This is a genomic window from Aequorivita sinensis, assembly GCF_006346335.1.
Lineage (GTDB): Bacteria > Bacteroidota > Bacteroidia > Flavobacteriales > Flavobacteriaceae > Aequorivita > Aequorivita sinensis.
Genome location: NZ_VDMC01000007.1, coordinates 72,939 through 97,821, shown reverse-complemented (window position 1 = coordinate 97,821; position 24,883 = coordinate 72,939). Strand labels below are relative to the sequence as shown.

Here is a 24,883-nt window from a genome sequence, read left to right as displayed (position 1 = left end):
CATCTTAAAAAAATGGATTTCCTTCCTGAAAAAATAAACGATTACATTGAAAGTCATTCACAACCTGAACCTGAGTTACTACAAAAATTAAGTCGTGAAACTTGGCAAAAAGTACTTGCACCAAGGATGCTAAGTGGGCATTTACAAGGTCGTGTATTAAGTATGTTATCGAAGTTGATTCAGCCAAAGTACATTCTTGAAATTGGGACTTATACAGGATACTCTGCGCTGTGCCTAGCTGAAGGAATGCAAGAAGACGGAGAACTTCATACCATAGATATTAATGAAGAATTATTGGATTTTCAACGTAAGTATTTTGACGAATCTGCTTTTGGGAATCAAATAGTGCAGCATTTAGGAAATGCTTTGGAGATTATTCCAGAAATCGACAAAACCTTTGACCTAGTCTTCATTGATGCCGATAAAAGCAACTATCCAAACTATCTTGAAATTATTCTTCCAAAACTAAAAAAAGGTTCTGTAATTTTAAGCGATAATGTACTTTGGAGTGGAAAAGTAGTTGAAAAAGTAAAGAAGGACGATATCGATACACAAGCACTTCTAAAATACAATCAAGCTTTAAACACACACCCAAGACTAGAAACTGTTCTTCTTCCTATTCGAGATGGATTGACAATATCACGAGTGAAGAACTAAAGATTCTTTTTCTATTATTTTTTTACACAATTTGTAAAAAACAAAGGCGAATACGGTTCCTACTAAGGCTCCAACAAAGATATCGCTTGGGTAATGAACACCAACAAATATCCGACTTAACACAAAAATTATTGGCCATATATAAGCTAAGTAAATCCATTTTGTGTAGTTGCGTAACATCAATACAACAAAGGTTGTTATTGCAAAGCTTGACGATGCGTGACCCGAGAAAAAACTATAGCTGTTGGGTTGTTGGAGGATTCGAATGAGTTCGGCAAAGGCTTCTACATTATTAGGTCGTAAACGCCCTACATAGTCTTTTACAAGTAAGGTGAATAAGTAAGTAGCCGCAAATGTTAATACTAAAAAAGTTAAAGCGACTAATGCCTTTCGACCTTTGTAATAATAAAAGAATAAGAATCCAAAGAAAATTAAAAGTGGTATCCAGATTTCAATTCGTGTGGTAAAAAGCCAAAACGAATCAAAAGATTCACCTCCGAGACTGTTTAAAAAAACAAAAAGGTCTCTATCCCATTGCTTAAGGCTTTCAAACATTTAGAACTTTCGCTTAATCGGGCCAGTAATTTCATCGACCTCTTCTTTTACTTTATCAATTTCTTGGCGAACGTCCTTAGTGATATCAATATCGATACCTTGCTTTTCGGCACTTTTGGTGATTTCAGATTTTATATCGTTTGTAGCATCCTTAACTTGACGCATAGCCTTCCCTAATCCCCTTGCAATCTCTGGTACTTTGTCTGCACCAAAAACCAAAAGAATGATGAATAGAATAAATCCTATTTCGGCACCGCTAATGAAAAGAAAATAAGCCTGTAAAATCATGCTGCAAATATACTAATGAGTTATGAGTTAATTGTGATGAGTAAGGAGTTTTTATAAATTGATTGCACAAAAAATCCCTTCTACATTTAATAACGCAGAAGGGACACTCTTTAAAAATCTTAAGATTACTACTTTCTTGAATTATTTTTAAATTCTTCAAAAGCACCAAGCTCTTTTTGTCTTGGCCAAACATTGTTTGAAGTATCTATATCTGCAGTTTCTTCCTCTGGGTCTACTTCAACCCTTACAATTTCTTTTTCTGAAGCAATAACTTTACTTACGTAGCCATCATTCTTTCTCCAAATTTGAGCTGGATATGTAATTCGTTCTGAAGTTCCATCGCTATAAGTGTACTTAGCTAATATAGGCATTGGAATACCTCCTGGCTTTTCAAAAGTAATTTCATGAAAGTACTTCGGATTTTTTAAACTTGGTCTTTCTTCTACTGGAATATTTTCTTCAATATAATCTCTTAAAGGCTGAATATCCTTAAGATTAGCTGTTTTCATACTTTCTTCGTAATCCTCGCTATCTTCAGTAACCATATACACCATTGCGGGAATTTCAGTTTCAAGAATTCCTCGTTCAGCGATAATTTCTTTTACCTCTTTGGTCATTTTAGAGGTTACGTGATACTTCTTTACATCTTTTACTCCTATATCTACGTAGTTGGTTGTGTAAAACCATTCTCTCCAATACCAATCTAAATCTACAGCCGAAGCGTCTTCCATCGTTCTAAAGAAATCTTCTGGAGTAGGGTGCTTAAACATCCATCGATTAGCATAGGTTTTAAATGCAAAATCAAAAAGCTCACGTCCCATTACAGTTTCTCGAAGAATATTTAATGCTGTAGCTGGCTTTCCATATGCATTGGCTCCAAAACTATAAACATTTAATCCTTTGGTCATTATTGGTGCTAACTGACTTTGATCACCTGCCATATAATCTACGATGTTTTTTGCTGGACCGCGACGCGACGGATACTTTTTATGTGGTGCTATAGCATCTGGGTATGTTTCTCCAAAATCTTGCTCGGCAACGTATTGCGTAAAAGTGTTTAAACCTTCGTCCATCCAAGTCCACTGACGTTCATCGCTATTTACAATCATCGGGAAATAGTTATGTCCAACCTCGTGAATAATTACACTTATCATTCCAAACTTAATACGCTCTCTTATTGTGCCGTCTTTTTCAGGTCTTCCATAATTCCAGCATATCATTGGGTATTCCATCCCTTGATTTTCAGCACTTACTGAAATTGCTTTTGGATACGGATAATCAAAAGTCATTCGTGAAAAAGTTTTTAGAGTACTAGCAACCGCACGAGTTGACCAATCGCCCCAAAGTGGATTAGATTCTGGTGGGTATAATGAAACTGCCATAACAGAACCTGCTCCCATTTTTACCGCCATCATATCCCACATATACTTTCTTGAAGTTGCAAAAGCATAATCACGTACATTTTCAGCTTTAAACTTCCAAGTTTTCTTTGCTTTAGAAAATCCTTTGGAAGCTGCCTCAGCTTCTTCTTCTGTTACAATCAAGACTGGTTTATCGAAAGATTTCTGAGCTTCTTCATAACGCTTCAACATATCTTTTGTAAATACTTCCTTTCTATTTTGAAGGTTTCCTGTTGCATCCAAAATATGATCTGCAGGAACAGTAATATTCACTTCAAAATTTCCAAATGGCAATGCAAACTCATCTCTTCCCCAAAACTGACTATTTTGCCATCCTTCTACATCATTATAAACTGCCATTCTTGGATAAAACTGAGCAATTACATATCCGCGATTTCCATCTTCAAATGTTTCGTAACCACTTCGACCATCAACAACCATATAGTCGTTAATATTATACCACCACTTAATAGAAAATTCAAACTTTTCACCTGGTTTTAAGGCATGAGGCATATCAATACGCATCATTGTACGATTAATAGTATATTTCAATGCATTTCCTTTTGCATCTTTTACTTCCAGAATATTAAAACCACCATCAAAAGCTTCAGTCATATAATTTTCAACAAATGTTGAAGGCATATTTGCAGGAGAAACTTCTGAAGGCTCAATTAAAGGTGACTTCGAGTCTTTTGCTCTCACGTTCTGATCGAGTTGTACCCACAGGTACTCCAAAACGTCAGGGGAATTATTACTGTAAGTTATCGTTTCAAACCCACTAATTTTTTTGTTTTCATCGTCAAGCTCTATATCCATAATATAGTCTGCTTGCTGTTGATAGTAATGCGGACCAGGGGCACCACTAGCAGTTCTAAACATATTTGGTGTGGCAAACTCTTCCTTGAGCTGCTTAAATCGATTGGTGTTGTAATGGCCTTGTTCCCTTTTAGCAGGTTCGGCTTCATTTTGTGCAAATGTATAACCAGAGATAAAGAATAATACGGCGAGGAATAGAATGTTGGTTGATTTCATTCGGAAGGTTTAAAAGTTTAATAAGCCACTTGGTTCATCCCTATCAAGAATTAAACTTCGCCGGCTTTTGGGTGTTTTTAAATGAATAATATTCTGCTGATCTGAAAAAATTTCAGTCAGAACTTTATTTTCAATTTCAATCGTCTTTAATTCTTTTATGTCTTTTACTTCAATATAGGCAACAACCATATCTACATCATATTCTTTACCAATATATTTAAGCATCACCGGTTTCCCGTTAACTTTAATATTTATTTTTTGAAACAGGTAGTTTTCCAGAAGCTCATCCACTTTAGGCGATTCATTTTTTCCAGCCAATAAGATTGAAGAATCGTAACGCTGCTGTAGTGCATCTTCAAGATCATCTGTGAAGATTTTGGCTATTATCTGAAGAGAGTTTTTCTGTTTTGCATATTCAATTTTTGTAATACTTACATAAAACTTATGAGCCGGAGCACCCGACATCAAAGGAAAAGCAATTAATAAAATAATGATTTTGAAGTACTTCATATAAAAATCAAAAGACAAAACATCTGTAGATTACTTTCAATAGGAGTACAATACTAATTATTTTTTTTGTCTTTTTCAGTCTAAATTAGGCTTAGACAATAGAGAATTATGTAAATAATTAATTTCAAATTTTATATTTCACATAACATTTTAGGTGAAAATTTTGGGAAATTACTCACCGCGCTTTTTATATTCCTTGCTTTTATCAAGAAGGAAGTCCATTAATTGCATTTCGTTTTCAGGCCTTAATAAATTCTTGTCCAAGCCATTTTCTTGTGCATAAAACAAAAAGTCCACAGCTTTTTCTTGAGGAATATTGAAGTTATCTTCTATAAATTCCTTACTAAAACGCTGTTGTATGTTATTACTTATAAGATTTTCATTTTCTTGTTTTTCAATAACCGAAACCTTTTTTCCATTCGGAAATAATAATTGCCCAATTCCACCTAAAATAGCTAGAACATCTGCGCCATTTTTAAGTGCATGGCTATGAAGTGCTTCTTCGGCTGCATTTCCAGAAATAGCCGTTTTATCATCTGGCTTAAAATTGTATCCATACTCCAAGGCTTTATAGCTCAAATCCCAATCTTTTGCCACATTGTACGTAGGAATCTTGATTACGTCTACGTTGATATTCCCTGATAAATCATAAGGCCTTACTACAACCTCTTCTAATTGATTTACTGCAGGATTGAGAAAAATATTCATAATTTTCCTGTCCACAACTCCTTTATCTATTACAACTGTAAATGCTTGATATTGCAGTGCAGTAATCTGCACTCTATCGTTTTCTGCTATTGCAATTTCAAAGGTTCCATCAGCATTAGTGATAGTTCCATTTTGAGCAGAAATATTATACACTGAAATTCCCTCGGCATCTTCACCCTTGGGAACGTGTAGTTTACCAGAAACTTTAACACGGTCAATTTCTTGTGCTAATAATGCGGGACTTACTATTATGAAAAGTAAAAGAAGTAGTTTTTTTGTCATCTATTAAAGATACGGATTTGTTTTGACTATGAAAACTAAAAGTTTCCATTCGCATTGGTTAAATTTACATGTTTTAAAAGTCAACATTTTTATTTTATTAAAACTGACAAGAAAAATCATTCAAAATGAAAAACCTTTTAGTAGTTAGTACAAGCACTGTTTACGGTGGTGAATATTTAGATTATATAACAGATGAAATGGCCGAATTATTTAAGGACACTGAAGAAGTTATTTTTATCCCCTACGCTCGACCTGGCGGGATTAGCCACGATAGTTATACTGAAAAGGCTGCTAAAGCATTCGATAAAATAGGTAAAAAAGTAATCGGACTACACACCTTTGAAGACCCTGTAGCAGCAATTAAAAATGCAAAAGGAGTTTTCACTGGTGGCGGAAATACATTTGTACTAGTTAACGCACTATATAAATTCGAAGTAATGCAACCGCTTCGAGAAGCTATTTTCAACGGTATGCCTTATATGGGAACTAGTGCTGGAAGCAACATTTGTGGGGTGTCTATGCAAACCACCAACGATATGCCAATTGTATATCCACCTTCCTTTAAAACATTAGGAGTTATCCCTTTTAATTTAAATCCTCATTATTTAGACCCAGATCCTACTAGCAAACACATGGGAGAAACACGAGAAACGAGAATTGCAGAGTTTCACACTCAAAACACCATTCCCGTGGTCGGACTTCGTGAAGGAAGTTGGTTACGTGTAAAAGGGGATGAAATTATTTTGAAAGGTGATTTAGATGCTCGCGTGTTTAAACAAGGAAAGAAGCCGTATGAAATTTCAAGCGGCACAGCTCTAAATTCTGAATTAGTTTAACTCTTTCACAAAATGATAGCCCTTGGCAACAAAGCCTTGGTTGTAAAAAAACTTATGCGAAGGAAAATTGTGCACATAACTATTCAGTTCTATCCAATTGCATGATTTTTTCTTAGCATAATCTGTAACGAAATTGGTTAGCATCTCGCCTATGCCTTTTCCTCTATAGGCATCGTCGATAATAACGTGGTCCATTTCTAAATTTTTGCCAGCATAATGCCGAGTTTGAAACCACAAGCCGCAGGTGCCTATTAAAACTTCATCGTCAAATATACCCAGGCACTCATAGTTTTGCGCTACCATTTCAAGCAATCGTTCTTTTATAAGATCTTCGGGAACAGTGTAGTTTCCGAGTTTCTGTAATAGCGGAACTATACTTAAAATATTTTTAGACTCAATAATGCGGATTGAAATAACGTTATCTTTCAAAATAATGGTAATTTTAAAACTTCATAATTTACTATAATGAAGCGTAACGAATTTATTAAAATTTCTGGTCTTGCAGGTCTAAGCTTAGCTGTTTTTCCGCAATTTTCTTTTAGTACTTTTTCAGAAGAATTTACCCGAGACCAACTTATTGGTAAAGGTAATCCTGATATTGTAGGCGAAACCTATACTTCCAAAATGCACAAAACCACCAAGGAAGCTTTCAATAAAATGAAAGCAGCGGCTGCAAAGGATAATTTTAATATAGAAATTGTTTCTTCATACCGAAGTTTTCAGCGTCAAAAGGAAATTTTCGAAAGAAAGTATAGAAATTTTACTTCTAAGGGACTTTCTCCTATGGAAGCAATCGAAAAAATTATTGAGTATTCTACCATCCCTGGAACTTCTCGCCATCATTGGGGTACCGACTTAGATATTATTGATGCTAATGCCCCTCGCCCATCAAGTGTTTTACAACCTGAAAATTTTCATGGAAATGGGCCGTATTGCGACTTTAAAGTTTGGCTAAATGAAAACGCCGAAAAATATGATTTCTATGAGGTTTATACCGACAATGGAAATCGAAAAGGGTTTAAATACGAACCTTGGCATTTTAGTTATGCTCCAGTATCTGTTCCTATGTTAAAAGAATATAAAGAAAAGATTGATGTGAAGAAAATGCTTTCGGAAGAGAAGCTTTTAGGCAGCGAACACTTTTCTGATGATTTTATCAAAAGGTACTACACTGAAAACATCTTAGATATAAATCCGAAATTACTTCCTCAGGGAAGCTTATAAACAATTTTACGGTTACAGTATTTAAACTAATATTATCAAACAAAAAATCTTAAAATGAATAAAAAAGTCCTTTTAATGATTCTTGACGGTTGGGGCATTTCTCAGAATCCAGAGGTATCTGCTATAGCTCAAGCCAACACACCATTTATAGATTCTCTTTACCACAAATATCCAAACGCACAGCTACTTACTCATGGAATGAATGTTGGTCTTCCTGACGGGCAAATGGGGAACAGTGAAGTAGGACACATGAATCTTGGAGCTGGACGAATTGTATATCAAGACCTGGCCAAAATAAACATGGCGGTTGAACAACAAAAGTTAAATCAAGAGCCTGAGCTTCAAAAAGCATTTGAGTATGCAAAAAAGAATAATAGAAATTTACACTTTATAGGCTTAGTTTCTAATGGTGGGGTGCATTCACATATTGGGCACTTAAAAGGCTTACTTTCAGCAGCACAAAAAGAGGGAGTAAAAAACATGTATGTCCACGCATTTACCGATGGACGCGACGTTGACCCACATTCAGGAAAGGGATTTATTGAAGATTTAGAAAACCACTTAGAACAAACTGGAGGAAAATTAGCCTCAGTAATCGGCCGTTATTTTGCAATGGACCGTGACAAACGTTGGGAACGCGTAAAAAAAGCTTACGATTTGTTGTGCTTCGGTAAAGGTAAACCTTCAAAAAATGCAGTAGCGAGTATTGAAGAAAGTTATTCTGAAGGAATTACAGACGAATTCCTTGAGCCTATTACAATGACAACTTCTGAAAGTAAACCAGTTGCAACTATACAAGCAGACGACGTTGTGATTTTCTTCAATTTTAGAACAGATAGAGGAAGACAACTCACTGAAGTTTTAACTCAGAAAGACCACGAGAGCTTTGATATGAAAACGCTTCCACTGTATTTTGTAACGCTTACCAATTACGACGATTCCTTTGGAAACATAAAAGTTGTTTACAACAAAGAAAACTTGACCGATACTTTAGGTGAAGTATTGGAGAAAGCCGGTAAAAAGCAAATTCGAATTGCAGAGACTGAAAAGTATCCGCACGTAACATTTTTCTTTTCAGGAGGAAGAGAAGTTCCTTTTGAAGGTGAAAAACGTATTCTTTGTCCTTCTCCAATGGTCGCTACCTACGACTTAAAACCTGAGATGAGTGCTTATGAAATACGTGACAAGATTTTACCAGAAATAGAAAATGAAACCGCAGAGTTTATTTGTTTAAATTTCGCTAACCCAGATATGGTTGGCCATACAGGGGTTTTTGAAGCAGCTATTAAAGCTTGTGAAACTGTAGACAACTGTGTAAAAGCAATTGTGAACCAAGCTTTAAAAAGTCATTACACTACCATAATTATTGCCGACCACGGAAATAGTGAAACAATGCAAAACCTTGACGGCTCACCAAACACAGCACACACAATTAACCCAGTGCCAATCATCATTGTTGACCAGGATATAAAATCGGTTAAAAATGGAATTTTAGGTGATATAGCTCCAACAATTTTAGATATTATGGGTGTAGCTCAACCTGAAATAATGACACAGAAATCTTTAGTTTAAAATATTTAATGTAAAAATTAACATCAAACTTAACTATGAAAAAAGTAATTTTAATTCTCTCTGCTACCCTTTTGGTAGCCTGTAATTCTTCAAAAGACAAAAAAAATTCACTTGAAAATAGCGCAATTGAAATGGCAACAGAAAACAGTAATAAAAAAATTAACGACACTGTTCCCTATGAAGACACAGTTATGCTTTTAGGAGAATCTAACAGACAAGGATTACTAATGGAGCCTTTTAAAGAATGGTATAATTTAGGTTATAGTCATTACAGAACAGCTCCAGAGGTTGCAAATGAGTTAAAGCCACTTCTTGAAGATGTATCTATCTCAGTTTTTATGGGTACTTGGTGTGAAGATAGTCAGCGTGATGTTCCACATTTGTATAAAATATTAGACGACACTGGTTTTGACGAATCTAACCTTACTCTAGTAAATGTTAACGACGAAAAAACTACACCTCAAGGATTAGAAGATGGAAAGGATATCATTAACGTTCCAACCATAATATTTTATAAAGATGGAGTTGAATTAGGTCGAATTGTAGAGTACCCAATTGAGACGGTTGAAAAAGATATGCTTAAAATATTGAGTGGTAAAAATTACAAGCACGCTTACGCCGAATAAAACTTTAGCATCGGTATAATTCTTTGTAATTTTGCAGCTTGAAAAAAATTGAAATGATTGGAGAAACAATAACTATTGCTGTAGATTTTGATGGAACCATCGTAGAGGACAAGTACCCTCGTATAGGCAAACCTATCATCTTTGCTTTTGAAACATTAAAGAAACTGCAGGATAAAGGTCATCGACTTATTTTATGGACGTACAGAAAAGGTCCGGAATTGGAAGAGGCAGTACAGTTTTGCAAGGATAATGGTATTGTTTTCTACGCAGTCAACAACAGCTTTCCTGAAGAAAAATTCAACCTCTCTCACAGTCGCAAAATAAACGCAGATATTTTTATTGACGACAGAAATGTTGGCGGACTTAAAAGTTGGGGAGAAATTTACCAAGAACTAGTTGGAGAAAAACCTATTTCTAATAAATACACTACTAAAAAGAAAGGGTGGTTTTCCTTTTTGAAATAAAGATATGATTATACCAAAAACAAGAGAAGAAATTGAATTAATGCGCGAAAGTGCATTAGTAGTATCCCGTACTTTAGGAATGCTTGCAAAGGAGGTAAAACCAGGGGTTACAACTAATCAGCTAAATAAAATGGCTGAAGAGTATATCCGTAGCCAAGATGCGATTCCAGGATTTTTAGGGCTTTACGACTGTCCTTCAACTTTACTTACCAGTGTAAACGAAGCAGTAGTTCATGGACTTCCTACCGATATACCTTTAAAAGAAGGAGATATTGTAGCGATTGATTGCGGGGCGATAAAAAATGGATTTTACGGAGACCATGCCTATACTTTTGAAGTAGGTGAAGTTTCACCAGAAATCAAAAAACTTTTAAAAATCACTAAGGAATCTCTTTATATAGGTATTCGTGAATTTAAAAAAGGAAACCGTGTAGGAGATGTAGGATACGCAATTCAAAATTACTGTGAAGCACATGGTTATGGAGTAGTTCGTGAACTTGTAGGTCACGGAATTGGTCGTAAAATGCATGAAGATCCGGAAATGCCAAACTACGGACGTCGTGGTCGTGGAAAGAAATTTGTAGAAGGAATGACAATTGCGCTAGAGCCTATGATTAATATGGGAACTCACAGAGTAAAGCAATTAAATGACGGCTGGACTATTGTAACTTTAGACGGACAACCAAGTGCTCACTTTGAACACGATATCGCTCTTGTAGATGGAAAACCTGAATTACTATCTACCTTTGATTATATTTATGATGCGCTAGGTATTACTAGCGACGAAGAAAAAGAATTCAGAAACTTATAAACTTTAAGGCCTTTGCACCTATGCGTTTAATATTTAATCGCAAGGTGCAAAAGTTTTAGAGTTCAAGCCCTACACTTTGTTCAAGAAAATCCTAAATACCATTCCTCGTCCTTTGCTTATCAGGCTGAGTATTATCGGACGCCCGATTCTTTCTTTTTTCTTGAGAGGCAATAAATTCACTGATCCAATAGACGGGAAATCTTATCGAAAGTTTCTTCCATATGGATATGAAGTTATTCGTGAGAATGCACTTTCTCCTGGAACCCTTTCCTTGGAAAGACATAGGCTGTTTTGGCTTTATTTAAAAAATGAAACAGGATTTTTCACGGATAATATAAAAGTTCTACATTTTGCTCCAGAACAAGCTTTCTATAAAAAATTCAGGAAAATGAAAAACCTGAATTACACAACAACAGATTTAAATTCTCCCATTGCTGATGTAAAGGCTGATATTTGCAATCTACCCTTTAAGGATAATGAATTTGATTTTATAATTTGCAATCACGTTTTAGAGCATATCCCCGACGATACTAAAGCGATGATGGAATTATACCGTATTCTAGCTCCGGGCGGCACGGCGATTCTTCAGGTGCCTTACAAAGCCGATTTAGATACTACTTTTGAAGACGACAGTATTACAGACCCTAAGGAACGCGCAAAAATATTTGGACAGTATGACCACGTTCGTGTTTATGGGATGGATTACTTTACAAAACTAGAAAGCATCGGGTTTAATGTAGAAGCTGTAGATTACACAAGCACTTTAACTTCTGAGGAGGTTGAAAAGTACAAACTTCCGAAAGGCGAATTAATTCCAGTTTGCCGAAAACTAATTTCCTAATTGTCTTTTAAAACCTTTGGTTATAAAAACCTGATGGTTGTTTAATGAATCATTGAAGGTTAAATAAGCCTCAACACCTGCAAGGTTTTCAAGTAAGTTTTTAGATTTTTCAAGACCTAAAGCCATAAATGAGGTTGCATAAGCATCTGCCAAAGCACAAGTTTCGGCAAGTACAGTTGCGCTAGTTACATCACTCTTTTCTGCAGAACCTGTTAACGGGTTTAAAGTGTGTACATAACTTTTACCAGTTGCTGAATCAATTCTGAACTTACGGTAATTTCCTGACGACGCCATTGCAATATTTTTAAGCTTAACAGTCGCTTCATAAGAACGATCAGTTAATTCGGAATCTACAGTTTCAATCCCTACTATCCAATCTTGCTGACTGTTTAAATTCTGACCCTTAGCAAGAATCTCACCACCTAATTCAATAAGGTAATTACTAACTCCTTTGAACTCTAAGTAGCGGCCAATACAATCAATTCCGAAGCCTTTAGCTACAGCATTAAAATCGAAGTAAATTTGAGGGTATTCTTTAGAAACTGTTCCGTTTGCATTTATTTTAACTTTGTGAAATCCAACATAGTTCATGAGAGAATCTAAGGTTGTACTATCTATAACTTTTAAATGTTTTACATCACCAAAACCATAAGCATTTCGCAATACTCCAATTGTTGGATCGAAATAACCACTTGTTTTCCTATTCACATCTTCCGAAATTTCAAACACTTCTTTAAAGATAGCATCCACAACTAAAGTAGAGTCTCCACGATTAATTTTTGAGATATCACTTTCAGGAATATATGTACTTACAGAATGATTTACGGCATCGATAACAGAGTCTATTGCCTTTTTAAAATTTAAATCATTTTCTGAGTACAACTGAATATTATAAGTAGTACCAAAAGCTTCACCCTGAAGATAGATGGGAGTGTCTTTATCCTTATCACAAGAAGTTAATACTAGTAAAAAAGACAATGCAATGTATTTCACAAATTGAAACATACGATAAGTGTATAGTGTTAAACTAGATTAAATTATTTCTTGTAATCCTTTATAGACAAGCGTGTAATCTTCGTTTTTCAAAACAGGCTTACCGTAATCACTTCCATGTCCTAAACCTACACCAGCATAGTAAGTTTTTGCATCAAATTTAGATGCGTGCTCCTTTATTGTTTGCATAAAAACAGGGTCGTATGCTGTAGCATCTTGAGGATAAGAGATAGCTCTTACAATAATAAAATGAAGCTCTTTGTTTTTTAAAGCGACAAACTGCGGATCCTTTTTAAGTTTTGAGTTAACCCCTAAAAATTCAAATCCATCTTCTTTCAATTGTTTCCCAACAATATTCATTGCAAGGTTATGTAATTCTTGTTTTGTAAGTTTTTGTGCCATAATTAAATCAAAATTAAGGAAAATAGGATTACGTTATACAAAAAAACCGTTTCAAAATTGAAACGGTTTTTAAATATTTAAGATGACTATTATCCTCCGAAATCATCGAAACGGATGTTCTCATCTGGGATTCCGAAGTCTTCACCCATTTTTTGAACAGCTTGGTTCATCAATGGAGGACCACAGAAATACAATTCGATATCTTCTGGAGTATCATGGTGGTTTAGGTAGTTATCGATAACTACTTGGTGAATAAACCCTACGAAACCGTCTCCTTCTTCATCGTGAATGTCCTTTTTCACTTTCCAATTATCTTCTTCTAATGGTTCAGATAATGCTAAGTAGAACTTAAAGTTCGGAAATTCGTTTTCTAATTCTTTAAAGTGATCTAAGTAAAAAAGCTCTCTTTTAGAACGTCCACCGTACCAATATGTAACTTTACGTCCTGTTTTTAAGGTTTTGAATAAGTGGTATAAGTGAGATCTCATTGGTGCCATTCCTGCTCCACCACCAACATAAAGCATTTCTGCTTCTGAAGGGTTGATAAAGAATTCACCGAAAGGACCAGAAATAACAACTTTATCACCTTCTTTACAGTTAAATATGTACGATGAAGCAATACCTGGATTAACATCCATCCATCCACCTTTTGCACGGTCGAATGGGGGAGTTGCAATACGAACGTTAAGCATAATCTCGCGTCCTTCTGCTGGGTAAGAAGCCATTGAGTAGGCTCTTTCAGTAACTTCGGTATTCTTCATCACAAGTGGCCAAAGTTTAAATTTATCCCACTCCTCTTGAAATTTGTCTGGTCTATCGTGCTCCTCAGGGTGGGCCGTAATATCCATATCTGAGAATTTAATCTCACATGGTGGAATTTCAATTTGAATATACCCTCCAGCTTTATAGTTCATATCCTCAGGGATTTCAACTACAAATTCTTTAATAAAAGATGCAACGTTGTAGTTTCTAACCACAGTAGCATCCCATTTTTTAATTCCGAAGATTTCTTCTGGAATTGAAATATTCATATCCTGCTTAACTTTCACTTGGCAAGAAAGACGTGCACCTTCTTGTAACTCTTTACGAGTAAAGTGAGGAGTTTCTGTAGGTAATGCTTCACCACCCCCTGATAATACGTGGCATTCACATTGAATACATGTTCCACCTCCACCACAAGCAGATGGTAAGAATATTTTTTCGTTACTTAAAGTAGTTAGAAGTGAGCCACCACTTTCTACTTCAATCACTTTTTCGTCGTTGATAGTAATCTTTACAGGCCCCGACGGTGATAATTTTTGTTTGGTAAAGAGTAATAGTGAAACCAATAACAAGGTTAGCACTAGAAAGGCTACAACTGTTACTATAATTACTCCGAGTGTACTTACTGCTAAAAACATACTATTGCTTCGTTATAGTTGAAACTTCAACCGTTTTCACGGCCTCTGTATTTTCATTTTGAATTTGTTCAGTTTGAATTCCTAAGTTTTCAGGATTTCCTTCTAATGAAGATGTGTCCTCATCACCACCGGTTAACATACCACCGAAACTCATAAATCCAATCGCCATTAAACCAGTAATGATAAATGTAATTCCCAATCCTCTTAATGGTGCTGGAACATTTGAGTAACGGATTTTTTCACGAATTGCTGCTATAGCAAGAATAGCTAAAAACCAACCAATTCCTGAGCTTACCCCGTAGTTTAATGCCAACCCTAAAGTTTCGATTTCTCTAGATTGCATAAATAATGATCCTCCTAATATCGCACAGTTTACAGCAATAAGCGGTAAGAAAATACCTAAAGAGTTATATAGTGAAGGTGAAAACTTCTCTACTACAATCTCTACTAGCTGAACCATAGTAGCAATGGTTGCAATAAAAAGAATGAATGATAGGAAGCTTAAGTCGTAAGAAGCATATTCTTCTCCTAACCAAATTAAAGCTCCTTCCTTTAATATATATTGATCTAAAAGCCAGTTTATAGGTACAGTAACTGCTAGTACGAAAATAACTGCAGCACCAAGACCAACAGCAGTTGATACTTTTTTAGACACCGCTAAGTAAGAACACATTCCAAGGAACGTGGCGAATACCATGTTGTCTATAAATATCGATTTAAAAAATAACTCTACGTGTTCCATTTGTTCAGTAATTGAGTTTGCAGCTTCAGTTAAAAAATAGGAAGACCTACTACAACCGTCATCTGCCTAGTTTGTTATTCCTCTATTAAGTCTTTGTTTCTTGCGCGTTGTACCCAAATGATTAATCCTACGATAATCAAAGCCATTGGAGACAATAGCATGAATCCATTGTTTTCATATCCTATAGCGTAAAGCCCAGTTTTTGTAATTGGATCTCCAAGCACTTGATATCCTAAAAGTGTTCCAGAACCAAGTAACTCTCTAAAGAACCCAACGATTACAAGTATAAGACCATAACCTGCAGCGTTTCCAATACCATCTAAGAATGATCTCCAAGGACCGTTAGCTAATGCAAAGGCCTCAAAACGACCCATGATAATACAGTTAGTAATAATCAAACCAATAAATACAGAAAGTTCTTTACTTAACGAGTAAGCAAAAGCCTTCAATACTTGATCTACAACAATTACCAAAGAGGCAACTACTACCAACTGAACGATAATTCTAATTTTTGAAGGTATTATATTACGCATTAACGATATAACCACGTTACCAATCCCCATTACTGCAAGTACCGAAATGGCCATTACAATTGAAGCTTTAAGTTGGGCTGTAATAGCTAATGCAGAGCAAATTCCTAAAACCTGAATTGTAATAGGGTTATTATCCGCTAGAGGATCTAGAATAAGCTTACTGTCTTTTTTTGATAGCAATCCCATAATTTATTGATTTAAAGATTTTAAATAAGGAAGGTACATTCTCATATCCTTTTTAATCATTGCTGTTACTCCATCACCAGTGATAGTTGCTCCAGCAATAGCATCAACCTTATTGTCGGTTTTATTTTCGTTAACAGGGTCGTTATTACCTTTTGCTACGGTAATTCCTTTAAAAGTATCGCCATCTAAGATGTGTTCACCAGTAAAGTCGTCCATAAAGTAGCGTTGCTTAATCTCAGCTCCAAGACCTGGAGTTTCCCCAGCGTGATCGAAGAACACACCTTGTACTACTAACGATTTATCCACAGCTACGAAGCCCCAAATTGCATCCCAAAGACCTTTACCCCTCATAGGAATTACATAAAGAGTTTTACCATCTTTCTCTCCTACGAATAAAGGAAGTCTACGCTTGTAGTTTGGGTCTTTAGCTTTAGCTTCTTCTTGTTTAATATCTATTAAATACGCTTCCGGATCTTCTGTTACTTCTTCACCTTGGATTACTAATTGCTTAGTAATGTATTTTGAAAAAGCTTCTTCAACTTTATCGGTAGAAATAAATGTGATATCACCATCACCTTCATTACCATTAACATCCATAGCGTAAAGAATGTTTTGCATCTTTTCAAAACGCTCATTTAGTGTTATTTTACTTTTTAACCCTTGTGCAACACCGGCTAAAAGTGACCCCACTACAATAACCATAATCACTGCAAAGATTATAGTATATGAGTTTTTATCTGTTTTCTTTGACATGATTACGCTGTTTTAGCTTTTAAACGTTTCATTCTCTTCTTAATATTTCCTTGTACCACGTAATGGTCAATTGTTGGTGCAAATACGTTCATCAACAATATTGCAAGCATTACACCTTCTGGGTAAGCCGGGTTAAACACTCGAATTAGCACCGAAATAAACCCTATAAAGAAACCGTAATACCATTTACCCATATTGGTTTGCGAACCTGTAACTGGATCTGTAGCCATATAAACGATACCGAAAGCTAAACCACCAATCACTAAGTGATGCCAGAATGTTTCGCTCATTAATCCGTAGAAAGTATTTCCTTCTTGAATCCAACCAGCATTTACAACACCGTTAAAGATAAGCCCCATTGCTAAGGCACCAATAACCGCTGAAAGCATAATTCTCCAGCTTCCAATTTTTGTGTAAATTAAAAACGCTGCGCCTAATAGTATTAAGAAAGTAGAAGTTTCTCCTACCGATCCAGGTATAAAGCCCCAGAAACTATCCCATATACTATAAATAGGTTCTTGGTTTTGAGCTAAGCTACCTAATATTGTTTCCCCTGAAATTGCATCAGGTTGTCCAGTCATTTCTTTAGCACCGTGTACCCAAACTTTATCTCCACTCATCCAAGTTGGGTAAGCAAAGAATAAGAAAGCACGAATTGTAAGCGCTGGGTTAAGGATATTCATCCCTGTTCCACCAAAAACTTCTTTACCAATTACAACACCAAAAATTACCGCCACAGTAAGCATCCAAAGTGGAATATCAATAGGAACAATAAGTGGCACAAGCATACCCGTTACCAAATACCCTTCTTCTACCTCATGTTTGTTGATAATTGCAAAAATAAATTCTATTAAAAGACCAACTCCGTATGAAATTATAACCAAAGGCAACACCTTTAAAGCACCTAGAGCAAAGTTGTCCCAAGTAAAGAAGTTAGCAAAAGGATCTAATCGCAAAGTTCCATCTATAGCAGCATAATGCTGATATCCGGCGTTAAAAATTCCGAAAATTAAACAAGGAACAAGTGCCATAATAACCGTGTTCATTGTTCGCTTTAAATCGTCCACTACTCGAACGTGCGAACCAGAATGTGTGGTTTCATTCGGCATATACAAGAAGGTATGCAACGCATTAAATGCAGGAGCCATTTTTGTACCTCTGTACTTTTCCTTTAGCTTATGTAAATTCTGTTTCAATCCCATAGCAATTATCCTATTTCTTTATACATTATGTCAAGACCGTTTCTAATGATCTGTTGGTGTGGTTGCTTACTTACGCAAACAAATTCTGTAAGCGCGAAATCTTCTGGTGCTACCTCATACATTCCCATAGCTTCCATTTGATCTAGATCTTTAACCATACAAGCTTTAAGCATTTGTAAAGGATACATATCTAATGGAAAAACTTCTTCATAGATACCTGTCATCACGAAAGCTCTATGCTCTCCGTTAGTATTTGTATCTAGATCGTATACTTTATTTGGCATCAACCAAGAGAATGTTAACGCTCTTGAAGTAGATATTTTATCAAAAACAGGCTTATTCCAACCAAACAATTCGTAGTCATCACCTTCTGGAATTACAGTTACAGTATTGCTGTAATATCCTAAATGACCCTTTGGTGAAATTTTAGCTCCAGTAAGAACATCACCACTAATAACGCGTACGTTCTCACTGTTCAACCCAGAGTCATACAAGAATGTAGAAACCTCTGAACCTATTTTAGTTTTATAATATTTTGGAGCTTTTACTTCTGAACCTGAAAGAGCAACAGTTCTTTCAGCATTAAACTTACCAGTTAGCAATAACTCACCAATAATTACAAGATCTTGTGGCGCAACAGTCCAAACAACCTCACCCTTATTAACTGGCTGAATCTTGTTTATTAGCGTACCAACATTACCTGCTGGGTGCGGTCCTGAAACAGTATGCAGTGTAATATCTTTTAAACCTTTAAAAGGAGAACTTCCGCTTTTACCAACACCAACATGCAGCTGTCCTTTAGTAAGTTTACTAAGAGCAGTTACAGCAGCTTGAAGCTCTTTTTCTTTACCATTTAAAGAAAAATCAACATCGTTGGCTAAAGGCGCAGTAGTATTTGCTGAAACATAGATAGCTTCTGGCTCTTGCTCAGTATTGGCAATAACCGCATATGGTCGCTGCATAATAAATGGCCAGCAACCAGATTCTAGCAACCTAGCTTTAATAGCATCAGCACTTGAAGATTCTGGGTTTAAAACACCAAAATCCTTATAAGTATCCTGCGTATCCGCTTCGATTAAAAGGTTAGTAATTACACGTTTTGCACCGCGCTCTATTTTAGTAAGAGTACCACTTACAGGTGAAACAAATTTTATCGATTCGTTACTCTTTGAGTAGAAAATGGTGTCACCAGCTTGAAACTTATCGCCTTCTCTAAGCACCATTTTCGGGATGATAAGATGAAAATCCGACGGTTTTATAGAAAAAGTTCTAGATCTTGGTGCGCTAGAAATTGTCTTTTCCGCTTCACCCTTCAGCTTAATAGTGAGACCTTTTTTAATTTTAATGTCTTTGGACATAATACAGATATTAATAATGCCTTTATATCACCTTAATAAACCCAAAATAATATATCCTCTGAGTTTAAGGGCGTGCAAATTTATAAATTAAAACCACCATTGCACAACAAATGAGTATAATTTTATTTCAGAAAAATAAGATTAGGCAAATTAAAAAGGGTTTGAAAGAATGTATGACTTAAAAATTACTTATTTCACATCAAAAAATAAATTTATCACAAGTTTCTTTATTCTATCCTTTGATTAAAAAAATATTATCTTCCATCCAATACCTTCAGCTACAACCACAAAAAATAATTACTATTGCGCTATAAAAAAATGCAACACAGTTTATTTTGATTGTTTTATTATTATCAATGGAACAATATCAAAATAAGCAAACAGAAGTTAGAAGGGTGGAAAATGAAAAAAATTACTGGGCTGCTTGTAATAATTGTAAAGGGCGTGGCAAAACACGTCAAAAACTCAGCATAAAAGCTAGAAAACGCTATCAAAATGAATTAGATGAATTTAAAAATTCAACTACTAAAACCAAAGCCCCCACTCGGGCTAAAGCTCCTTCTAAACCTTGTACAACTTGTGAAGGAACAGGAATAATTCCTTCAAAAAGCCATCCAATCCCGGATAGTGAAACAATGCCACATATAGCAATTATTGGTGGCGGAATAGGTGGCGCAGCTCTTGCCATAGCTTGTTTACATCGCGGCATCCCCTACACTCTTTATGAACGAGACGATGATTTCGACACTCGATCTCAAGGCTACGGACTCACACTTCAACAAGCCAGTAAAGCCATTGCTGCATTAGGAATTCTCTCCTTAAAAGATGGCGTGATATCAAACAGACATCTAGTTCATACTGTAGAGGGAATAATTATTGGAGAATGGGGAATGAGAAAATGGATTAAACCTGATTCAAAAAAGACTTCAAAAAAAACTAATATTCATATCGCAAGGCAATCCCTACGCCTAGCCTTACTTGAGCAACTAGATTCAAAAAACTCAATTCAGTGGGGCCACAAATTAATTGACCTTAAGGAAAGAAAAGACAATAGCGTTGACTTAAAATTTTTAGAAAACGGGAAAACTAAAACAGCAAGAGCTGATCTCGTTGTAGGTGCAGACGGCATTCGAAGTTCAGTGAGGAAGCTTATAATTGGTGAAACTATTTCTCCATTACGACATCTTGATTGTATTGTAATTCTTGGAGTTTGCTCTTTAGAATCCCTAAAAAACATTGATAACTCACTTTTAGATTCTAAAACAGTATTTCAAACCGCAAATGGCAACGAACGTATATACGTTATGCCTTTCACTTCAGATACTGTTATGTGGCAACTTAGCTTTCCAATGTCGGAAAAACATGCAAAATCATTAAGTGAAAAAGGAGCTAAAACGTTAAAGGAAGAAGCAATCAAAAGAACTCAGTGGCATTCTCCTATCCCTCAAATTATTAGTGCTACGGAAGAAGCTCAAATTTCTGGATATCCAGTTTACGACCGAGAATTACTCGATCCAAAATTATTAAAGAAATGTGGGGCAATCACCTTAATTGGAGATGCTGCCCACCCTATGAGTCCTTTTAAAGGTCAAGGTGCCAATCAAGCACTATTGGACGCACTTTCCCTGGCAAGAAAAATATCCATAGGTTGCAATGCCTCACCCCAATGGAGAAAAGCAGGAATAAGAGAAAGCGTTTTAAATGATTTCGAAGCTGATATGATAAAGCGAAGTGCTTCAAAAGTAAAAGACTCTGCAGCGGCCGCAAAATTCCTTCATTCTGAAATTGCACTCCATAAAGGAAACGAACCTAGAGGACGAGTTTTAAAAAGAAAAAATAATTCCAATAACGCCGAATAAACCTAATATATTGAATACACAATTTGAGGGAAGTATAAAGTATAAATCTTTTATTATTTCACATTAGGAATTTATTTATTTTAGCTATCAATTAAAACTTAGCTTAATCTTTACTGTTGAAAAAGAATCTTCTATTTACATTATTATCGATACTAATTATAGGTTTTTTAATTCCACAAAATTTAAAAATGCCTGTAAAAGATGCCACTAAGCATGATTATAATGCTGATTCGTTTTGGTATTACCCGTGGGGGAAATCTGTTACACATAAAGGTGTAGATGTATTCGCTAAAAAACGAACTTCAATATATTCGGCTACAAATGGACTTGTATTATTTTCAGGAGAAGTGCCTATAGGAGGAAAAATAGTTTTAGTACTTGGACCAAAATGGCGGTTACATTATTACGCTCACCTAAATGATTTAAACACTTCTTTGTTGTCTTTTGTAAGTAAAAAATCTAAGATAGGTACAGTTGGAACCACTGGAAATGCTGCTGGAAAAACACCACATCTCCACTACTCTATTGTTACGATTATTCCGTATTTTTGGAGAATAGATTCCGACAAACAAGGTTGGAAAAAAATGTTTTTCTTAAACCCTATTGAGTATTTCGAAAACTGATAAGTGGATATTTACAATTACTTTTTATAGCATTCTAGTATCACTCTAAACTTAGGTTAGCATTTCTTTACTATTTTGATACTGTAATCTGATTGTATATTTGCAAAGTCAATCAAAACGTAGAACCTCACTACAGGAGTTAAAGAAGGCTTCAAAAGTTCAGGAGCCTATTATGTAATTTTAATGGTGTTTTAATGTCCAATAATAACGATCAAATAAATAAGAAAATGAAGCTTGCTGAAGGACTTTTGCTAAGAGCAGACTTATTGAAGAAAATTGAACATCTTCAAAATAGAATTAGACCTGTTTTAGTAGTTTCAGACGACAAACTACCTCAAGAAGATCCTGATAAATTGATAGCTCAGTTACGAAAAGCAATTCAAGATTTAGAAACCTTAATTATACGAATTAATAAAACCAACAACGAAACTTTAGTTGAAGGTGAAGGAGCTCTTATGGAAGCACTAGCGAAAAGAGATTCTTTAAAAATGCTTTCTGAAAGACTAAGAAGAATAAGACTTGACGCACAGTTTGACAACAGTGGCGACAGTAATTTAAAAAATACAATTAGCATCAAAAAGCTTCAAAATGAAATGGATGAAACAGGAAGAGCTTTTAGAAAAATTGACAGCAAGATTCAAGAAATAAATTGGCTCACCGAGCTCAAAGATTAAACCGAAAGGCTAGGATGGTCGGGGCGAGTACCAGCCCCTTTTTGTGGTAGTTTTCGGGGCAAACTGAAAACACTACCAATACAGAAGCTGCTTGGGTTGCGGCAAAACGTACTGTTTAAGACCCATTACCGCTTACAACTTACAAGTGTATAATTTACAACTTACTACCAGGTACTGACCGATCATTCTTTTTATCAATCATTTAATTATTTAAATTATGAGAAGCTTTATAACTTTACTTTTGTTTGTCTTAATCTCCTTTAGCATAAATGCACAAAGTTTAATTGGCGCTTGGGAAAATTATTTAACATCTGAAGATAATGAAGAATTAAAGAATGTTGTGATTTTTACAGATGGCTATTATTCATCCACTACTTTTAATGCCAAAACTGGAGAATTTATTAAAACGCATGGTGGTGCTTGGAAGTTAAATGGAAACGTCCTAACACAACATTTAGAGTTTAACTCTACCAATTCATTTTCTGTTGGAAATCAAGAAAACCACAAAATACTGATCACCGAAACTGAAGTTAAATTTCCTTTAAACAACCAACGGTTAAAAAGAATAGATAAGGGTGAGCCTGGAAAATTACAAGGTGCTTGGTTGATGTCTGGACGAGTAAAAGACGGGAAAACTGAATTACGAGATTCCGACGGACCGAGAAAAACGATGAAAATTTTATCTGGAACTCGATTTCAGTGGATTGCTTATAATACCGAAACTAAACAATTTATGGGAACCGGCGGAGGTACTTACACTACCTTAGATGGTAACTACACCGAAAACATTGAATTCTTTTCTAAAGACAATACTAAAGTTGGACTAAACTTGAAATTTAACTATAAGCTGAAAAATGGAGATTGGAACCACTCAGGATTTTCAAGCAAAGGTGACCCCATAAATGAAATATGGAGCCTTCGAGAATAGTAGATTATAAAACGCACCAAAAATTTATACAATAAACCTAAATTAATTTTCTTTTCAGCTTCAAAAGCAACATTCACAAGACAACGGTTGCTTAACATAATAAACAGGCATAAAATTTGTTTATCTTAGCTCCATAAATCAACATTATGCTAAAATCGATTCTACGTATTCTCATTATTATTATTACCGTGCCTCAGGCTTCGGCTCAAATCACTGAAAAAGTAGAACCACCCTACATTCAAACTGTACAATTTAAAGGTGCTACAGAATTAAGTGAATTACCAATAATCAGATTAGGACAATCTCTAGAATTAACGTTCGATGCGTTAAATGGAGATGAAGCAGATTACTTTTATAGAATCACTCACCACAATTTTGATTGGACCCCTTCAGACCTTTCAAAAAGTGAATATTTAGATGGATTTGACGATGTTCGAATTACCGAATATCAAAACTCATTAAACACACTTCAAATATATTCACATTACAAACTAATCATCCCTAACCGAGACACTCGAACAATTAAAAAAAGCGGGAATTATTTACTAAGCATATTTAGTAGTAATGGAGATTTAATTTTTACTAGAAAATTCTTAGTCGTAGAGGATATCGCATCGGTTGGAGTTGAAATTAAGCGTGCACGAGATCTAAATGTTATCGATGAAAAACAAGTAGTTCAATTTACTGTAAACTCACAAAGCCTATTATTGAGAAACCCTAAGCAAAGCGTAAAAACCCTAGTACTTCAAAACAGCAACCTTAAAACCGCTATAACAGACCTTGTTCCACAATACACTATGGGGAATGAGCTTATTTATAAGTATGACAAAGAAGCTGCATTTGGAGGCGGAAATGAATTTTTAGCTTTCGACAACAAGGATGAGCGTTCAGCCTCAAACGGTATAAGGTCGATCGCCGTTACCGATTTATACGAAAATTATTTATTTACAAATATTCCAAGGTACAATAGACCTTACACCTACAACCCCGATATTAACGGTAATTTTGTGGTAAGGAATATTGATGCTAGAAATCAAGATATTGAAGCTGAATATGTTCGTATGCATTTCAACTTACAGTATTATGAAGATTTAGGCGACAAAGAGATTCACGTTTACGGCAACTTCAACAACTGGACCATAGACGGAAGCACGTACTTACGTTATGACAGTGAAAGTGATTCTTACAGAAATACTAGACTTTTCAAACAAGGGTTTTACAACTACAAATATGTGGTAGTAAATAGAGATGGAAGTATAGATGAAGGCGCTATCAGTGGAGATTTCTGGCAAACAGAAAACGATTATACCGTAGTAGTTTACTTCCGAGACCTTGGAGCTAGATACGATAGAATTATAGGAATTGGTCGTGCAAACTCAACCTCAATTACCAATAATTAATTTATAAATTTCACTTAATGACCG

At 35.4% G+C, this 24,883-nt stretch carries 27 protein-coding genes; 13 read left to right on the top strand and 14 right to left on the bottom strand.

The genetic code is table 11. From position 1 onward, the window contains the following. Positions 1 to 12 precede the first annotated feature (12 nt). Positions 13 to 657, top strand: coding sequence for an O-methyltransferase (locus FHP04_RS09310; RefSeq protein WP_139855832.1), 645 nt, complete (start codon positions 13 to 15; stop codon positions 655 to 657). Here FHP04_RS09310 and FHP04_RS09305 read toward each other — a convergent pair. The 5 genes from FHP04_RS09305 to FHP04_RS09285 form a co-directional block, all read right to left on the bottom strand. Continuing rightward, complete coding sequence (locus FHP04_RS09305) at positions 640 to 1,212, bottom strand: phosphatase PAP2 family protein (RefSeq protein WP_139855831.1); 573 nt, start codon at positions 1,210 to 1,212, stop codon at positions 640 to 642. The genes FHP04_RS09310 and FHP04_RS09305 overlap by 18 nt on opposite strands. Beyond that, positions 1,213 to 1,500, bottom strand: coding sequence for a Sec-independent protein translocase subunit TatA/TatB (locus FHP04_RS09300; RefSeq protein ID WP_139855830.1), 288 nt, complete (start codon positions 1,498 to 1,500; stop codon positions 1,213 to 1,215). A gap of 128 nt (positions 1,501 to 1,628) precedes the next feature. Then, the gene (locus FHP04_RS09295) at positions 1,629 to 3,932 is read right to left on the bottom strand and encodes a M1 family metallopeptidase (protein WP_139855829.1); all 2,304 of its coding nucleotides are present in this window, start codon (positions 3,930 to 3,932) and stop codon (positions 1,629 to 1,631) included. A 9-nt stretch (positions 3,933 to 3,941) separates the two neighbouring features. Then, the gene (locus FHP04_RS09290; protein ID WP_139855828.1) at positions 3,942 to 4,442 is read right to left on the bottom strand and encodes a DUF6702 family protein; all 501 of its coding nucleotides are present in this window, start codon (positions 4,440 to 4,442) and stop codon (positions 3,942 to 3,944) included. Between the two features lie 171 nt (positions 4,443 to 4,613). Continuing rightward, a complete protein-coding gene (locus FHP04_RS09285) occupies positions 4,614 to 5,432 on the bottom strand; it encodes a carboxypeptidase-like regulatory domain-containing protein (protein ID WP_139855827.1) in 819 nt (272 codons plus the stop codon). 125 nt (positions 5,433 to 5,557) lie between these two features. Between FHP04_RS09285 and pepE the strand changes: the two genes are divergently transcribed. Next, positions 5,558 to 6,268, top strand: a complete 711-nt coding sequence (gene pepE, locus FHP04_RS09280) for a dipeptidase PepE (RefSeq protein WP_139855826.1) — start codon at positions 5,558 to 5,560, stop codon at positions 6,266 to 6,268. Here pepE and FHP04_RS09275 read toward each other — a convergent pair. Continuing rightward, positions 6,260 to 6,697: a GNAT family N-acetyltransferase gene (locus FHP04_RS09275; RefSeq protein ID WP_317129563.1), complete on the bottom strand. Its 438-nt coding sequence runs from the start codon at positions 6,695 to 6,697 to the stop codon at positions 6,260 to 6,262. The genes pepE and FHP04_RS09275 overlap by 9 nt on opposite strands. Positions 6,698 to 6,733: 36 nt before the next feature. On the opposite strand from FHP04_RS09275, the gene FHP04_RS09270 reads away from it, so the two are divergent. From FHP04_RS09270 to FHP04_RS09245, 6 genes are all read left to right on the top strand, one after another. After that, positions 6,734 to 7,492 (top strand): M15 family metallopeptidase, encoded by a 759-nt coding sequence (locus FHP04_RS09270; protein WP_139855824.1) that lies wholly within the window; start codon positions 6,734 to 6,736, stop codon positions 7,490 to 7,492. A 54-nt stretch (positions 7,493 to 7,546) separates the two neighbouring features. Further along, positions 7,547 to 9,064: a 2,3-bisphosphoglycerate-independent phosphoglycerate mutase gene (gene gpmI, locus FHP04_RS09265; RefSeq protein WP_139855823.1), complete on the top strand. Its 1,518-nt coding sequence runs from the start codon at positions 7,547 to 7,549 to the stop codon at positions 9,062 to 9,064. Positions 9,065 to 9,099: 35 nt separating this feature from the next. Then, positions 9,100 to 9,690 (top strand): thioredoxin family protein, encoded by a 591-nt coding sequence (locus tag FHP04_RS09260; protein ID WP_139855822.1) that lies wholly within the window; start codon positions 9,100 to 9,102, stop codon positions 9,688 to 9,690. Between the two features lie 53 nt (positions 9,691 to 9,743). Next, on the top strand, positions 9,744 to 10,154 hold the full coding sequence (locus FHP04_RS09255; RefSeq protein ID WP_139855821.1) for a BT0820 family HAD-type phosphatase: 411 nt from the start codon (positions 9,744 to 9,746) through the stop codon (positions 10,152 to 10,154). Positions 10,155 to 10,158: 4 nt separating this feature from the next. Beyond that, positions 10,159 to 10,965, top strand: coding sequence for a type I methionyl aminopeptidase (gene map / locus FHP04_RS09250; protein ID WP_139855820.1), 807 nt, complete (start codon positions 10,159 to 10,161; stop codon positions 10,963 to 10,965). Positions 10,966 to 11,041: 76 nt separating this feature from the next. Continuing rightward, positions 11,042 to 11,806 carry a class I SAM-dependent methyltransferase gene (locus FHP04_RS09245; protein ID WP_139855819.1) on the top strand — a complete coding sequence of 255 codons (765 nt, stop codon included), beginning with the start codon at positions 11,042 to 11,044 and terminating at the stop codon, positions 11,804 to 11,806. On the opposite strand, the gene FHP04_RS09240 is transcribed toward FHP04_RS09245, so the two are convergent. The 8 genes from FHP04_RS09240 to FHP04_RS09205 form a co-directional block, all read right to left on the bottom strand. After that, positions 11,795 to 12,784, bottom strand: coding sequence for an FAD:protein FMN transferase (locus FHP04_RS09240; RefSeq protein WP_246051410.1), 990 nt, complete (start codon positions 12,782 to 12,784; stop codon positions 11,795 to 11,797). The two genes, FHP04_RS09245 and FHP04_RS09240, sit on opposite strands and share 12 nt — an antisense overlap. 54 nt (positions 12,785 to 12,838) lie before the next feature. Then, positions 12,839 to 13,201 (bottom strand): Na(+)-translocating NADH-quinone reductase subunit F, encoded by a 363-nt coding sequence (locus FHP04_RS09235; protein ID WP_139855817.1) that lies wholly within the window; start codon positions 13,199 to 13,201, stop codon positions 12,839 to 12,841. An 89-nt stretch (positions 13,202 to 13,290) separates the two neighbouring features. After that, positions 13,291 to 14,601 carry an NADH:ubiquinone reductase (Na(+)-transporting) subunit F gene (nqrF, locus tag FHP04_RS09230; protein ID WP_139855816.1) on the bottom strand — a complete coding sequence of 437 codons (1,311 nt, stop codon included), beginning with the start codon at positions 14,599 to 14,601 and terminating at the stop codon, positions 13,291 to 13,293. A 1-nt stretch (position 14,602) separates the two neighbouring features. Continuing rightward, complete coding sequence (gene nqrE / locus FHP04_RS09225) at positions 14,603 to 15,343, bottom strand: NADH:ubiquinone reductase (Na(+)-transporting) subunit E (RefSeq protein WP_139855815.1); 741 nt, start codon at positions 15,341 to 15,343, stop codon at positions 14,603 to 14,605. A 74-nt stretch (positions 15,344 to 15,417) separates the two neighbouring features. Continuing rightward, positions 15,418 to 16,062 carry an NADH:ubiquinone reductase (Na(+)-transporting) subunit D gene (locus tag FHP04_RS09220; protein WP_139855814.1) on the bottom strand — a complete coding sequence of 215 codons (645 nt, stop codon included), beginning with the start codon at positions 16,060 to 16,062 and terminating at the stop codon, positions 15,418 to 15,420. A gap of 3 nt (positions 16,063 to 16,065) precedes the next feature. Next, a complete protein-coding gene (locus FHP04_RS09215) occupies positions 16,066 to 16,815 on the bottom strand; it encodes a Na(+)-translocating NADH-quinone reductase subunit C (protein WP_139855813.1) in 750 nt (249 codons plus the stop codon). Between the two features lie 2 nt (positions 16,816 to 16,817). Continuing rightward, positions 16,818 to 18,017 carry an NADH:ubiquinone reductase (Na(+)-transporting) subunit B gene (locus FHP04_RS09210; protein WP_139855812.1) on the bottom strand — a complete coding sequence of 400 codons (1,200 nt, stop codon included), beginning with the start codon at positions 18,015 to 18,017 and terminating at the stop codon, positions 16,818 to 16,820. Between the two features lie 5 nt (positions 18,018 to 18,022). Next, positions 18,023 to 19,375, bottom strand: a complete 1,353-nt coding sequence (locus FHP04_RS09205; RefSeq protein ID WP_139855811.1) for a Na(+)-translocating NADH-quinone reductase subunit A — start codon at positions 19,373 to 19,375, stop codon at positions 18,023 to 18,025. A gap of 356 nt (positions 19,376 to 19,731) precedes the next feature. Here FHP04_RS09205 and FHP04_RS09200 point away from each other — a divergent pair, with 356 nt between their 5' ends. From FHP04_RS09200 to FHP04_RS09180, 5 genes are all read left to right on the top strand, one after another. Next, the gene (locus FHP04_RS09200) at positions 19,732 to 21,234 is read left to right on the top strand and encodes an FAD-dependent oxidoreductase (RefSeq protein WP_139855810.1); all 1,503 of its coding nucleotides are present in this window, start codon (positions 19,732 to 19,734) and stop codon (positions 21,232 to 21,234) included. A gap of 116 nt (positions 21,235 to 21,350) precedes the next feature. Then, positions 21,351 to 21,857 carry a M23 family metallopeptidase gene (locus FHP04_RS09195; RefSeq protein WP_218937257.1) on the top strand — a complete coding sequence of 169 codons (507 nt, stop codon included), beginning with the start codon at positions 21,351 to 21,353 and terminating at the stop codon, positions 21,855 to 21,857. A gap of 194 nt (positions 21,858 to 22,051) precedes the next feature. After that, complete coding sequence (locus FHP04_RS09190) at positions 22,052 to 22,531, top strand: DIP1984 family protein (protein ID WP_139855808.1); 480 nt, start codon at positions 22,052 to 22,054, stop codon at positions 22,529 to 22,531. A gap of 217 nt (positions 22,532 to 22,748) precedes the next feature. Next, a complete protein-coding gene (locus tag FHP04_RS09185) occupies positions 22,749 to 23,459 on the top strand; it encodes a membrane or secreted protein (protein WP_139855807.1) in 711 nt (236 codons plus the stop codon). A gap of 146 nt (positions 23,460 to 23,605) precedes the next feature. Further along, entirely contained in the window at positions 23,606 to 24,859 is a 1,254-nt protein-coding gene (locus FHP04_RS09180) for a type IX secretion system plug protein (protein WP_139855806.1), read from the top strand. Positions 24,860 to 24,883: the final 24 nt, after the last annotated feature.

Excerpts from the sequence above, each read along its gene's own strand:
- FHP04_RS09180 (WP_139855806.1), top strand. The coding sequence starts at position 23,606 with ATGCTAAAATCGATTCTACGTATTCTCATTATTATTATTACCGTGCCT.
- FHP04_RS09185 (WP_139855807.1), top strand. The coding sequence starts at position 22,749 with ATGAGAAGCTTTATAACTTTACTTTTGTTTGTCTTAATCTCCTTTAGC.
- nqrF (WP_139855816.1), bottom strand. The coding sequence starts at position 14,601 with ATGTTTTTAGCAGTAAGTACACTCGGAGTAATTATAGTAACAGTTGTA.
- FHP04_RS09220 (WP_139855814.1), bottom strand. The coding sequence starts at position 16,062 with ATGGGATTGCTATCAAAAAAAGACAGTAAGCTTATTCTAGATCCTCTA.
- FHP04_RS09260 (WP_139855822.1), top strand. The coding sequence starts at position 9,100 with ATGAAAAAAGTAATTTTAATTCTCTCTGCTACCCTTTTGGTAGCCTGT.
- map (WP_139855820.1), top strand. The coding sequence starts at position 10,159 with ATGATTATACCAAAAACAAGAGAAGAAATTGAATTAATGCGCGAAAGT.
- FHP04_RS09290 (WP_139855828.1), bottom strand. The coding sequence starts at position 4,442 with ATGAAGTACTTCAAAATCATTATTTTATTAATTGCTTTTCCTTTGATG.
- FHP04_RS09285 (WP_139855827.1), bottom strand. The coding sequence starts at position 5,432 with ATGACAAAAAAACTACTTCTTTTACTTTTCATAATAGTAAGTCCCGCA.
- FHP04_RS09210 (WP_139855812.1), bottom strand. The coding sequence starts at position 18,017 with ATGGGATTGAAACAGAATTTACATAAGCTAAAGGAAAAGTACAGAGGT.
- FHP04_RS09255 (WP_139855821.1), top strand. The coding sequence starts at position 9,744 with ATGATTGGAGAAACAATAACTATTGCTGTAGATTTTGATGGAACCATC.
- FHP04_RS09205 (WP_139855811.1), bottom strand. The coding sequence starts at position 19,375 with ATGTCCAAAGACATTAAAATTAAAAAAGGTCTCACTATTAAGCTGAAG.
- FHP04_RS09270 (WP_139855824.1), top strand. The coding sequence starts at position 6,734 with ATGAAGCGTAACGAATTTATTAAAATTTCTGGTCTTGCAGGTCTAAGC.
- FHP04_RS09300 (WP_139855830.1), bottom strand. The coding sequence starts at position 1,500 with ATGATTTTACAGGCTTATTTTCTTTTCATTAGCGGTGCCGAAATAGGA.
- FHP04_RS09310 (WP_139855832.1), top strand. The coding sequence starts at position 13 with ATGGATTTCCTTCCTGAAAAAATAAACGATTACATTGAAAGTCATTCA.
- FHP04_RS09215 (WP_139855813.1), bottom strand. The coding sequence starts at position 16,815 with ATGTCAAAGAAAACAGATAAAAACTCATATACTATAATCTTTGCAGTG.
- FHP04_RS09295 (WP_139855829.1), bottom strand. The coding sequence starts at position 3,932 with ATGAAATCAACCAACATTCTATTCCTCGCCGTATTATTCTTTATCTCT.
- gpmI (WP_139855823.1), top strand. The coding sequence starts at position 7,547 with ATGAATAAAAAAGTCCTTTTAATGATTCTTGACGGTTGGGGCATTTCT.
- nqrE (WP_139855815.1), bottom strand. The coding sequence starts at position 15,343 with ATGGAACACGTAGAGTTATTTTTTAAATCGATATTTATAGACAACATG.
- FHP04_RS09305 (WP_139855831.1), bottom strand. The coding sequence starts at position 1,212 with ATGTTTGAAAGCCTTAAGCAATGGGATAGAGACCTTTTTGTTTTTTTA.
- FHP04_RS09235 (WP_139855817.1), bottom strand. The coding sequence starts at position 13,201 with ATGGCACAAAAACTTACAAAACAAGAATTACATAACCTTGCAATGAAT.
- pepE (WP_139855826.1), top strand. The coding sequence starts at position 5,558 with ATGAAAAACCTTTTAGTAGTTAGTACAAGCACTGTTTACGGTGGTGAA.
- FHP04_RS09190 (WP_139855808.1), top strand. The coding sequence starts at position 22,052 with ATGTCCAATAATAACGATCAAATAAATAAGAAAATGAAGCTTGCTGAA.
- FHP04_RS09200 (WP_139855810.1), top strand. The coding sequence starts at position 19,732 with ATGGAACAATATCAAAATAAGCAAACAGAAGTTAGAAGGGTGGAAAAT.